The sequence below is a fragment of the Agromyces sp. NPDC004153 genome (genome assembly GCF_053603635.1).
In genome coordinates this window covers 2,736,064-2,748,417 of the sequence record NZ_JBSGFY010000001.1, presented here as the reverse complement: position 1 = coordinate 2,748,417, position 12,354 = coordinate 2,736,064, and the positions used below count along the sequence as shown (strand labels likewise).

Here is a 12,354-nt window from a genome sequence, read left to right as displayed (position 1 = left end):
CCGACCCTGGAATCCACCTGCCGCACGTCGATCGCGGTCGATCCTCAGGACGCCGCGGCTTCCGCTGCCTGCTTCAGGTCGGCGGTGAACTGCTCGAAGTTCTCCTCCAACGGCGGGATCCTCCGAGCGACGAACGGGTAGAGCGGACCGCCGATGCGCTCGACGATCACGACTCGCGTGCCGCCGGCCTCGCCGCTGAGGGAGCACGTGCGAGTGAACATCGCATCGCCGAACGTCAGGCGCGCGTTCGGCTCGAACTCCTTGACCTTCAGGGAGAACGTGCGGCTCGGGTCGAGTGTCGAGACGAGCTTGATCCTCGAGCCGAGCGCGATCCGGCCTTCCACCGAGATGACCGTCGAGTTCCACCTGGGCTGCTCTGCCGCAGTGGTCAGCAGTCGCCATACCGTGGCGGCGTCGGCGTCGATGTGCTGGGTGATGCGGGTGGAGCGACTGAACCTGGTCCGGGTCGTCGAGGCGACTCCATCGGACGCAGTGGTGGACATCCGATCCCCCGTTCTCTGCCTGACGCCGATTGTAGAGCGCGCGGTCATCGCTGGAGTGGATCCGTCGGGTTGCGATGACCGCCGGAATCCGCCGAACGGTTACCGCACTCGCACCGACAGGCACGTGACGCAGCCCTCGAGCTTCTCGAACTCGCCGATGTCGACCGTGACGACGCGATAGCCGAGGTCGGCGAGCATCGCCGCGGTCTTCGGCGCCGCCGAGGACATGAGCAGCGATTCGGGCGACAGCTCGACGACGGCGACGCCCTCGGGCTCGGGCACCGGCAGGAACCGCGGGAACAGGCTCGGCACGTCGACGAGGTCGGCGTCGCCGATGATCGTGCCGTCGGGCAGCGCGGTCATGGTGCTCTTCAGGTGCAGCGCCTTCGTCACCGGGACGGCGACCACGGAGTAGCCGTGCGGCGTGAGCAGGTTGCGCAGCTGTCGGATGCCCTCGGCGTTCGTGCGGCTCGACGCGCCGACGTACACCGTGGAGTCGACCTTCAGCACGTCGCCGCCGTCGAGCGTGCCCGGCAGCTCGATGCGCTGCACGGTGAGCCCGGGGATGGCGCGCACGGTGCGCTCGACCGCCTCGATCTCGGGGCGTCGCGACTCCGCGCCGGGGCTCGTGATCACGGCGAGGTCGCCGAAGAGCACGACGGTGTCCTCGACGAAGACCGAGTCGGCGAGCTCGGGGGCCGCATCGATCTCGAGCGTCTCCCATCCCTCGGCGAGCAGCGCGGCGCAGTAGTTGTCCCACTGCTCATCGGCGAGCTCCTTGTCGACGGGGAGGCGATCGCGATGCGTCAGCTCTGCCTCGTCGAGGTTCGACGCGGGGATGCGCACGAGCGCCATGCGCCGCGGGGCGCGATTCGGGGCGTAGCCCAGGATGCCGCGCAGCACCTTCGGCGCGAGGAACACCTCGGCCGCCGTCGCCGCGAGGATGAACACGAGGTTGAGGCTCACGAGCGAGCCGACCACGAACAGGTACAGCTGCGCCGACAGCGGGTTGCCGGCGCCGGCGGCGGTCACGGTGGTGGCGAGCAGCGCCGCGAGGCACGACGAGGTCAGGCCCGTGATGAGCGCGAGGAACCACGCCCGAGTCGCGCCGAGCGCGTTCGCGATCGACAGCAGGAGCCACGTGATGAGCGCGACGAGCGCGAAGTGCGGGACGAGCTGCGAGAAGATCCGCGGGTCCTGGCCGTTGCCGACGAAGAACGAGAACAGCGCGACGACCATCGCCGAGACGGCCACCACGGCGGCCGACGTGAGCACCGCCAGCACCCGCCGCCCCGTGGTCGGCGCCGGCCGGAACCGGGCAGGGGCGGGCGGGGGCGTGGCGGCGGGGGACGTCATGGCACCGAGCCTATCGGCCGGTGCCGACCCCTCAGCGCGCGGCGTCGAGGCGGGCGCGGGCGAGTCGCTCGGCGGCCGCGAGCGTCGTCGTGCCGTGCTCCTCGGCCGAGCGCAGCACGGATGCCACGGTGTCGCCGATGCCCGCGATCCGGGCGTCGAGCGCCGCCTGGTCGGCGTCGGGCGCGCTCGCGACGTCGAGGTAGATCACGCCGCCGGCGTTGGCCACGAAGTCGGGCGCCCACACGATGCGACGCTCGGTGAGGCGGGCGGCGACGTCGCGCGACGCGAGCTGGTTGTTCGCCGCGCCGACCACCGCGCGCACGCGCAGCGCGTCGACGACCTCGCGCGTGAGCACGCCGCCGAGGCCGCAGGGCACGAACACGTCGGCCTCGACGAGGTGCGCCTGGTCGGGCGCCACCCAGGTGGCGCCGAGCTCCTCGGCGAGCGCACGCTTCGACTCCGCGACATCCGTCACCGTGAGACGGGCGCCCGCGGCGGCGAGGCTGCGCGCGAGGCGGCCGCCGACCTGGCCGAGGCCGGCGACGACGAAGTGGCGACCCGTCACGTCGTTCGACCCGAACACGTGCCCGAGGGTCGCGAGGATCGAGGCGTAGACGCCCGCGGCGGTCGCGTCGGCGGGCTCGCCGACGCCGCCCTGCTCGGGCGGGAGGCCGCACACGTGCGCGGTGCGCTCGGCGACGACGGCCATGAGCTCGGCGCTCGTGCCCACGTCTTCGGCGGTCATGTACGCTCCGTCGAGCGACTCGACGGCGTCGCCGAGGTCGAGCATCGCGGCGATGGTGGTCTGCTCGTCGAGCGTGACGCCCGAGGGGATGCAGACGACGGACTTGCCGCCGCCGCGCGCGAGGCCGGCCGCGGCGTTCTTGAGGGTCATGGCCTGCGAGAGGCGCAGGGCGTCGGCGAGGGCGTCGGTCCAGTGGCCGTAGCGCCAGACGCGCGCGCCGCCGAGGGCCTGGCCGAGGCGCGTGGAGTGCACGGCGACGATGATGGTGAGGCCGGAGCGGGGACCGCGGGTGATGAGCACGCGCTCGTGCTCGGGGGCCTCAGTGGGAAGTGCTGCGCTGACCTCGGCTGCAGGGGTGGCCGGGGCGTGGGTGATCGTCATCGATCGGTCTCCTTGTCCATCCGCTTCGTGGGCGGAACCGTGCGGGCGCCTTCTGAGCGCCTCCCTTCAAGGGTACCGCCGTCGCGCGCCCGCGGCGGCCAGCCGACTCAGTGGAAGAAGTGCCGCTCCCCGGTGAAGTACATGGTGATTCCTGCCGCGTCGGCCGCGGCGACCACCTCCTCGTCGCGCACGGATCCGCCGGGCTGCACGACCGCACGCACGCCGCCGTCGATGAGGATCTGCAGCCCGTCGGCGAACGGGAAGAAGGCATCGGATGCCGCGACCGAGCCCGCGGCGCGGTCACCGGCGCGCTCCACCGCGAGCTTGCACGAGTCGACGCGGTTCACCTGCCCCATGCCGACGCCGACCGACGCACCGCCGGAGGCGAGCAGGATCGCGTTCGACTTGACCGCCCGGCAGGCGCGCCACGCGAAGTCGAGGTCGGCGAGGGTCTCCTCGTCGGCGGGGTCGCCGGCGGCGAGCGTCCACTCCGCCGAGGACGCGAACCGCCGGTCGGCCTGCTGCAGCAGCATCCCGCCCGAGACCTGGCGGAGCTCGACCGCGGTCGGCGAGAAGCCCTCGGGCAGCGTGAGGAGGCGGATGTTCTTCTTCTGCGTGAGCAGCTCGACCGCCTCGGCCTCGAACGCCGGCGCGACGAGCACCTCGGTGAAGATGCCCGACACGGTCTCGGCCATGCCGAGCGTCACGGTGCGGTTCGCCGCGATGACGCCGCCGAACGCCGACACCGGGTCGCACTCGTGCGCGCGGCGGTGGGCGTCGGCGATGGGGTCGGCTGACCCGGGTGTCGCGACCGCGATGCCGCACGGGTTGGCGTGCTTGATGATCGCCACGGCCGGCTCGTCGAAGTCGAAGGCGGCGCGCACCGCGGCATCCGCGTCGACGTAGTTGTTGTAGGACATCTCCTTGCCGTGCAGCTGCACGGCCTGCGCGATGCCCGGGCGGCCGCCCTGCGACGCGTAGAGCGCCGCCTGCTGGTGCGAGTTCTCGCCGTACCGGAGGTCGGCGGTCTTCGTCCAGGAGCCGCCGACCCAGGCCGGGAACGGCGACACGTCGACGGCCTGGTCGGGCGCGACGACGCTGCCGAGGTAGGAGGCGACGGCGATGTCGTAGGTCGCCGTGTGGCGGAAGGCCTCGCGGGCGAGCTCGCGGCGCTGCGAGATGGTGGTGCCACCGCCGCGGACCGCCTCGACGACCTCGTCGTAGCGGTCGGGCGAGACGACGACGGCGACGTTCGCGTGGTTCTTCGCGGAGGCGCGCACCATGGCCGGCCCGCCGATGTCGATCTGCTCGATCGCCTCGTTCGGCGAGGCGCCCGCGGCCACCGTCTCGGCGAACGGGTAGAGGTTCACGATCACGAGCTCGTAGGGCTTGATGGCGAGCTCGGCGAGCTCGCGCTCGTGGTGCTCGAGGCGCAGGTCGGCGAGGAGCCCGGAGTGCACGGCGGGGTGCAGCGTGCGCACGCGCCCGTCGAGGTGCTCGGGGTAGCCGGTGACCGAGGCGACCTGCGTGACGGGCAGGCCCGCCTCGGCGATCGCGGCGCTCGTGCCGCCCGTCGAGATGATCTCGACGCCCGCGTCGACGAGCGCCGTCGCGAGCTCGACCAGCCCGCGCTTGTCGCTGACCGCGACGAGCGCACGCCGCACGGGCACTCGGTCGCGTTCCCGGTAGAGGGTCGGGTCCATCGATCGGCCGCTGCTCATCTTCTGCTCAGTTCCTTCAGGTCGAGATGCGAGTTGGCGATGTCGAGCACGGCCTGGATGAGCAGGCGGCGCTCGACGGGCTTGATGCGGTCGTGCAGGGTCGACTCGGTGTCGCCCGGCAGGACCGGCACGCGCTCCTGCGCGATGATGGGGCCGCCGTCGACGGAGTTGTCGACGACGATGAGGCTCGCCCCGGTCTGGTCGACGCCGGCGGCGATCGCGTCGCGCACGCCGTGCGCCCCGGGGAACTCGGGCAGGTACGCGGGGTGCGTGTTGATGAGGTGCGGCGAGAACGCGTCGACCACCGCGGGCGGGACGAGCCGCATCAGTCCCGAGAGGATGACGAGGTCGGGCTCCCAGTGGCGCACCTGCTCGATGAGCGCCTCGCCCCACGACTCGCGGTCGGCGTAGGCCGTGAACGGGACCGTGAAGGTCGGGATGCCGAACTCCTCGCCCAGGAGGAGGCCGTCGGCCTCGCGGTCGGCGCCGATGGCGACGACGCGCGCCGGGAACTCGGCGTCTTCTGAGGCTTCGAGCAGGGCGCGGAGATTGGAGCCTGTGCCCGAGATGAGCACGACGAGCTTCTGCACCACTCGAGCCTACCCGCTGCGCGGATGCGCACCGTGCGGGGCATACGACGCTCGGATGCCGCGACTGCCGGCCCGGGGCGACCGCGGGGTCAGCGGTCGACGAGGTCCGACAGCGCGTTCGGCCGCAGGTGGGCGTCGTCGCGTCCGATGCGTTCGTCGCGCTCGTCGGCGTCGTCGCGTCGGCCCCGGAATCGCGCGGCGTAGACCCCGACGAGCGCGCCGATGCCGACGGTCGCGGCGGCGGCGATCGCGACGGGCAGCGGCGCGGGTCCGACGTCGGCGAGCCGACCGGGACCGGCCGCCCCGCCCGACCACCACGCGAACAGGCCCGTCACGACGCCGGCGACGACGGATGCCGCGACGGCGACCGCGAGCGGCGCCCACCATCCGGCGGCGCGCGGCACGTCGCGATCGGGGTCCTCGCCGCCGCCGACGAGCCACCCGCCGACGAATCCGAACAGCACGGGGACGATGAGCCAGAGTGCGCCGAGCGCCGGGGCATCCGTCGGAAGCGCCCCGAGCACCGGGATGCCGGGCACCGGGCCCAGCAGCGTGCCGCCCGGGGAGACCAGGCTGCCGGTGCCGATCGCGAAGCCCGGGCCGAGCAGCCACGCCGCGGCCCAGATCACGAGGTTCGGCAGCAGCGCGAGCTCGGCGACGGTGAGCGCGATGCCACCGTCGACGCCCGCCCCGAGCGCCTGGTAGAGGCCGGCGATGGTCGCGTAGTCCAGCGCGATCAGCACGGCGACGAGCACGGCCGAGACGCCGAGTACGCCGAAGACCGCGCCGGCGCCGATCCGCACGGCGGCACGCCCGCCCGCGACGAGGCCCGAGGGCACCCCGGCGAGCGCCCGGCGCACGAGGCCGGTCGCGGCATCCGTCGTGCCCGACGTGCCCAGCACCTCGCCGACGGCGCCGATGACGACGCCGAGCGCCACGATCGCCGCCGGCAGCCATGCCGCCTGCCAGACGTCGGCGCGGGCGGCGTCGTCGGCCGCGAGGACGGCGAGCCCCGCTCCGGCGACGACGTAGACGACCACCGCCGCGACCCCGCCGCTGAACGAGTGGCCGCCCGCCGCTGATCGGCGTCCGATCCGGCGCCCGAAGGCGACGGTGATGAGGGCGAATCCGAGCAGGGCGATCGTGATCGGGAAGGGGTCGCCGGCGCCCGGGACGGGGATGCGGCCGGCCGTGACCGGGTCGAGCTGCACGACGAGGTCCACGCCGTGGCCGAGCAGCCACACGTCGGCCGACGTGCGGAGGAACACCCCGGCGTCGACCGCGAGCTCGAAGTGCACGGCCCACAGCAGCATGAGCGGCACGAGCACGAGCCCGAGCCCGATGAGCGCCGCGACGGATGCCTCGAGGGCAGCCAGCAGGGCGATCGTCGTGCGTCTCATTCCTCGGCGAGCCTAACCCGGCCCGCCGGGCTCAGTCGGTGCGACGTGCGGGATCGGACGGACTCGCGGGCGGCCGCGTCGACTCCCCCGTGTCGACCACCACGGCCTCAGCGAGCACGAGCGTGTCGGCGTCGTCGTCGGATGCCGCGGCGTCTGACGCCGCCGCGGCCGCCTCCGCCTCCTCGGCCGCGACCTCGTCAGCCGGTCGGCGGAGCAGCTCGACGATGAGCAGCAGGACCAGCGCCAGCACGAGCGTCCAGAACACGAGGCCGAGGGTCACCGGCCGGTTGAGCCAGACGACGGCTGCAGCGACGAGCGCGATGAGGGTGTAGGCCACGCCGCGCCAGCGGTCGAGCGCCACCCCGAACGCGCCGGTCGTGAGACCGCGCTTGGCGGCGGATCTGCGGACGGCCGTGAAGCCCGAGCCCGCGAAGTCCCTCGCTGCACGCGCCGGACGCCACGGTCCGGTGAACCATGCGATCACCGCGACGAGCAGCGCCAGCACGAAGAGGGCGAGGATCGTCGAGAGCATGAACTCGACCAGGCCGTCGAAGAGCGACTCCGCGGCATCCCTCGGCATGATCGACGGACTCACCGCGCCGACGAAGTAGAGGCGCCCGACGCCGACGCCCGATGCGAGCAGCCCCATGCTGAGGGCGAAGCCGCCCGCCGTCCACACCAGCGCCTTCGGCCGGTTCTTCGCGATCAGCACGCCGGCCACGAGGAGGAGAAGGCAGATCCACGGGATCCAGGTGCCGGCCGCGACCGCGAGCGCGTACACCGTCTGCACGACCGTGAACGCGTCGTCCTGCGCGACGACGATGCTCTTGTCGACCACCGGGATCGCGGATGCGAAGCCGACCCCCTGGTCTTCGAGGCGCTGCTTCACCGCCTCGATGATCGGGCCGAGCTGCACCGAGAGCGTTCCGCCGCTGCCGATCTCGAGGGCCGCGTCGGGGCTGCCCTGCACCGCCGCGACGAACTGCGTGTGCGACGCGCGGAGCGCCGCCGCCCAGATGTCCTCGAACGCCTCGGAGGTCACGATGCGGTCGACGACGCCCGACACGAGGGCCTGCAGGCCCTGCGTCGCCGGCTGCTCGAGCAGTCCGAGCGCGGTCGCGGCACGCGGCGGCAGGTCGAGCTGCTCGAGCCCGTCGAAGAGGTCGGAGGTGAGCCCCGGGATGTCGACCTGCTCCTCGATCGCCGCGGTCACCTGGTCGGCGATGTACGCCTGCACGTCGGGGTCCTCGGCCATCGGCGCGAAGGTGGCGACGAACCGGTCCGTGTCCACGAGCTCGAGCCTGGCCCAGCCCGCGATCACCGCGACCGGGGCGAGGAGCAGACCGATGACGACGAGCACGATCGCGGCCGCCGTCCGGCCCCGTCCGCGACCGCGGCGCGCCGCCGCCTCGTCGGGGGGCGTCGCGCCCAACGCCGTCGCCGCGGCATCCGCCTCGGACTTGAGCGCCCGGTTCTCCGCCTCGAGCTCCGCCACCCGCGCCTGGAGCTCGCTCGTGCTCATCTCGGCCATGTCGGCCCCCTCCCCATTGGGACGACGATATCGCTCCGAGGGCTCGCGCGGTCAGTGGATCCGCGCGGATTCCGGTTCCCCCGTTCGAGGGCCCTGCCCTCAGCTCGTGAGCGAGTCCGCCGTCAGTGGATGAAGGCCTTCAGCACGATCATCGCGATGCCGAACGACGCGGTGCCGAGCGCGCCGGCCACACGGACCGGCCACGACGACCCGCGCCGCGAGAACGCGATCCAGCCGAGCACGGCGAGCACGCCCACGCCCACCCACAGCGCGGTCCAGATCGCGTACTGGTCGGGGATCGCACGCGTCGCGCCCAGCAGCAGGATGAAGGACGGGATCAGTGCGGAGGCGAGCAGGCCGAGCGATCGCCGGAATGAGATGCGGAAGGCCTCGCGGAGCCCGATCATGCGCTCGTGATCGAGCCCGTGCCGCGCCACCGTGCCCGCGTAGACGTGGGCAGCCCAGAAGACGATCACCGTGACGAGCACGGTCCAGAACACCGACCACGAGGATTCGCCGTGACCGCCCGCGACGACGATCATGCCCGAGACGAGGATCACCCCGTAGACGGACTCCTCGGTCGCGAAAGTCGTGCGCATGAAGGGGTGCGCGAGCAGCTTCGACGGAGCCTTCGCCGCACGACCCGACGGCGCGCGCCCCGGGGCATCCGATTGCGACTCGCCCATGCATTCACCTTCTCACGGCCGAACCCCTGATGACCCCTGTTTTGGAGGGTGAGCAATGCTCGAATCCTGTTTCGGCGGCCATACCCGCGGGTGTACTGTGCGACAGAACGTGAGACTCCCCTCCGGGGATCGATGCGGCCGGAACGATTCCCCGCGGTCCGGCATCGAACGACACCGCCCCGGCGCGTGCCCGCGCGCCGTCGCTCTGCCATGCGCACCGCCCTGGGAGGGAAGCGTCCGGCTCACCCGAACCGGACGAACCTGAAACACCCGGAGGCGATGATGCCTTTCACGAAACCCCCACGTTCTGACGACCTCGTCTGTCCGCCCAGACGCCGACGCGGCAGGGCCCTCGTCGCGCTCGGCGGCGCCGCCGCGCTCGTGCTGACCGGCGTCCTCGCGGTCCCCGCTGCCGCCGCGAACCTACCCGGCAGCAACTTCGAGATCGACACGAACGCGAACCTCAAGGTCGACGGCCCGGCGCCGGCGATCGACTGGGCGTCTGTGAACGAGAACCGGAAGCCGGACCTGCAGAGCGGCGCCGGCGACGACTCGTTCGGCAACGGCACCAAGGAGGACACGGCAGTACCCTCCGTGGTCGACGGCAGCATCCCGCCGAACAAGAGCGACCTGCTCAACTTCGGCGTCTACCGGGAGACCGTCGGGACGACCGACTTCCTGCACCTGTTCTGGCACCGCGTGCAGGAGCCCAACGGTACGACGAACATGGACTTCGAGTTCAACCAGTCGCCGACGATCTCCGGCAACAACGTGACCCCGGTTCGGACCGAGGGCGACCTGCTCATCCAGTACGACCTCTCTCAGGGCGGGACCAACCCGGTGCTGTTCGTGGCCTACTGGCTGACGGATGCCAGCTTCAACCCGCCGTACCAGAACCCCGCCTCGGCGGTCACCCCGGCGAATTGCGTGTCGTCGAACTCGTTCCCCTGCTGGGGCCTGCGCACGAACCTCTCGGCCGCGAGCCTCGCGACCGGGTCGATCAACACCACGGCCATCCCCGCGGGTGAGGCCGACGGTCTCGGCGCGATCTCCGCACGGACCTTCGGTGAGGCGTCGATCAACTTCACGACGCTCCTCGGCACCCAGGGTTGCACGTCCTTCGGCAGCGCCTACCTGAAGAGCCGCTCGTCCGACTCGTTCACGGCGGCACTGAAGGACTTCATCGCCCCGACGGCCGTGAACATCTCGAACTGCGCGAAGGTGATCATCCGGAAGCAGACCGATCCTGATGGCGCGACCACGTCCTTCGGCTACACGAAGACGTTCACGACGGCTCCCACGTCCGTGAACACCTTCAGCCTCGCCGACGGCGGCGTGCAGACCTACAACGGCGTGTTCTTCGGAACCGGCCTGAAGGTCACCGAGGATGTCATCCCGGCCGGCTGGAAGTTCGACCACGTCGACTGCAGCGCGAGCACCGGCGTGACACCGTCGATCTCGGGCGCCGAGGTCACGTTCGACCTCAACGCCGCCACCGACATCCTCGACTGCACGTACTTCAACGAGACGGGCGGCGCAGTCATCATCCGCAAGGCGACCGATCCGAGCCCGGATCCGAGCGACTCGTCGTTCGGGTTCTCGTCGAGCTTCGATCGACTGTCGGGCGCGAATGATCCCTCCTTCAGCCTGAAGGACGGCGAGGATTCGACCTACACCGATGTGCTGCTCGGCACCGGCTACACGGTGACCGAGGACACGCTGCCAACTGGCTGGAGCCTCGAGTCGATCAACTGCGACGCGAGCTCCGGAGTGACGCCGAACATCGACCTGGTGACCGGCACGGTGACGTTCGATATCGACGATGCCGACGACCTGCTCGACTGCACCTACGGCAACGAGACGGGCGGACAGGTGATCATCCGCAAGGTGACGCAACCGAGTCCCGACGCGAGCGACACCTCGTTCGACTACTCGACCGTGCTGTCGACGCTCGGCGGCGACGTCGACCCGACCTTCTCGCTGAAGGACCAGGGGAGCCAGTCGTACGACAACGTGCTGTTCGGCTCGGGCCTGAACGTCACCGAGGGCACCCTGCCTCCAGGTTGGGAGCTCGTCGACGTCGACTGCAGCGAGAGCTCGGGTGTGATTCCGTCGATCGTCGGCGCGTCGATCACCTTCACGATCGATGACTCCGAGGACCTGCTCGACTGCACGTACACCAACCGTGCATCGGGATCGATCGTCGTCGAGAAGGTCACGGACACCGGTGACGGGTCGTTCGACTTCACGTCGAACACGCTCACGCCCTCGGCGTTCACGCTTACGACGACCGCTCCTGGTGACGCGGGCAAGGACTCGGAGACCTTCTCCGACCTCGACCCCGGCATCTACGACGTGGCCGAGACGGTTCCGGACTACTGGAACCTCGTGAGCGCGACGTGTGACGACGGCTCGGATCCGGCTGCGATCGGGCTGAGCCCGGGCGAGACGGTGACGTGCACGTTCCACGACGAGCGCGAGGTCGGTTCGATCGAGATCACGAAGACGCGCAAGCACGCGGCCGACGGCCTGGGTGCGAACCACCCGCACGCCGGGGTCGACTTCGTGATCACGGGTGGCGAGCTGCCCGCCGAGGGCATCATCGTCACGACCGACGCGAACGGCGTGGCCTGCGCCACGGGCCTGCTCGTGAGCGGCCTCGCCGGGCTGTACACGGTCGAGGAGGTCGTACCGGACGGGTACGTGATGGAGATCGACGGCACGCAGACGGCGAACGTCGCCGAGGCGAGCGCGCTCGACTGCTCCGACGCGAACGGCGGCGCGAAGAAGTCGTTCAACAACATCCCGTTGACGAAGATCACGGTGAGCGTCGACTCGCTGATCGACGGCGGCACGTTCTCGACCATCGACTGCTACGTCACCGGTACGCCGGACGGAGTGATGGAGGTGGACGGCATCACCGATGAGGTTGATGACATCAGCCTCGAGCTGAACAACCTGGAGCCGCAGCACATCACGTGCGACTTCGTGATCGACCCGTGATCGAGAGGAGCTGATCGGTCGACCGAATGATCCAGGAGGCCCCGTCGGCATCGCCGGCGGGGTCTCCCCGTGGCGCGAGCGAGGAGTCCCCCCGATCTGGGGTCATGAGCATTCCTCATTATCAGTTCCGCCGCCGTCCGGACGGGAGTAACGTCAGCATCGGCGTGAGGCCCCCAGACCTCCTGCGGCGCGACCACGCTCTGCGACGACCTACCCACGTCAGCGGATGCGACCACGACGGGCGCCCGATCCCGCTCCGTCGCCCGCAGGGGACGTCCGACCCGCCCGGACCGGACGAACTGCGAACCGGGAGGCGATGATGCCTTTCACGAAACCCGCACCCTCCGACGACCTCGTCTGTCCGCCCAGACGCCGACGCGGTAGGGCCCTCGTCGCGCTCGGCGGCGCGGCGGCCCTCGTCCTGACCGGAGTCCTCGC

9 protein-coding genes are annotated in these 12,354 nt (G+C 71.2%); 1 reads left to right on the top strand and 8 read right to left on the bottom strand.

From position 1 onward, the window contains the following. Positions 1–44: 44 nt before the first annotated feature. From ACWEOH_RS12995 to ACWEOH_RS12960, 8 genes are all read right to left on the bottom strand, one after another. A complete protein-coding gene (locus tag ACWEOH_RS12995) occupies positions 45–503 on the bottom strand; it encodes an SRPBCC domain-containing protein (protein ID WP_452031500.1) in 459 nt (152 codons plus the stop codon). Between the two features lie 99 nt (positions 504–602). Next, positions 603–1,859 carry a dimethylargininase gene (ddaH, locus tag ACWEOH_RS12990; RefSeq protein WP_452031498.1) on the bottom strand — a complete coding sequence of 419 codons (1,257 nt, stop codon included), beginning with the start codon at positions 1,857–1,859 and terminating at the stop codon, positions 603–605. A gap of 31 nt (positions 1,860–1,890) precedes the next feature. Beyond that, positions 1,891–2,985 (bottom strand): Glu/Leu/Phe/Val dehydrogenase dimerization domain-containing protein, encoded by a 1,095-nt coding sequence (locus ACWEOH_RS12985; RefSeq protein WP_452031496.1) that lies wholly within the window; start codon positions 2,983–2,985, stop codon positions 1,891–1,893. A gap of 107 nt (positions 2,986–3,092) precedes the next feature. After that, the gene (purH, locus tag ACWEOH_RS12980) at positions 3,093–4,706 is read right to left on the bottom strand and encodes a bifunctional phosphoribosylaminoimidazolecarboxamide formyltransferase/IMP cyclohydrolase (RefSeq protein ID WP_452031494.1); all 1,614 of its coding nucleotides are present in this window, start codon (positions 4,704–4,706) and stop codon (positions 3,093–3,095) included. Further along, positions 4,703–5,296 carry a phosphoribosylglycinamide formyltransferase gene (gene purN, locus ACWEOH_RS12975; RefSeq protein ID WP_452031492.1) on the bottom strand — a complete coding sequence of 198 codons (594 nt, stop codon included), beginning with the start codon at positions 5,294–5,296 and terminating at the stop codon, positions 4,703–4,705. The genes purH and purN overlap by 4 nt, the downstream gene beginning before the upstream one ends. Before the next feature lie 89 nt (positions 5,297–5,385). Then, entirely contained in the window at positions 5,386–6,696 is a 1,311-nt protein-coding gene (locus tag ACWEOH_RS12970) for a cell division protein PerM (protein ID WP_452031490.1), read from the bottom strand. 31 nt (positions 6,697–6,727) lie between these two features. Beyond that, positions 6,728–8,227, bottom strand: a complete 1,500-nt coding sequence (locus ACWEOH_RS12965; protein WP_452031488.1) for a hypothetical protein — start codon at positions 8,225–8,227, stop codon at positions 6,728–6,730. A gap of 122 nt (positions 8,228–8,349) precedes the next feature. Beyond that, entirely contained in the window at positions 8,350–8,913 is a 564-nt protein-coding gene (locus ACWEOH_RS12960; protein WP_452031487.1) for a hypothetical protein, read from the bottom strand. 282 nt (positions 8,914–9,195) lie between these two features. Between ACWEOH_RS12960 and ACWEOH_RS12955 the strand changes: the two genes are divergently transcribed. Then, positions 9,196–11,916, top strand: coding sequence for a prealbumin-like fold domain-containing protein (locus tag ACWEOH_RS12955; protein WP_452031485.1), 2,721 nt, complete (start codon positions 9,196–9,198; stop codon positions 11,914–11,916). Positions 11,917–12,354: the final 438 nt, after the last annotated feature.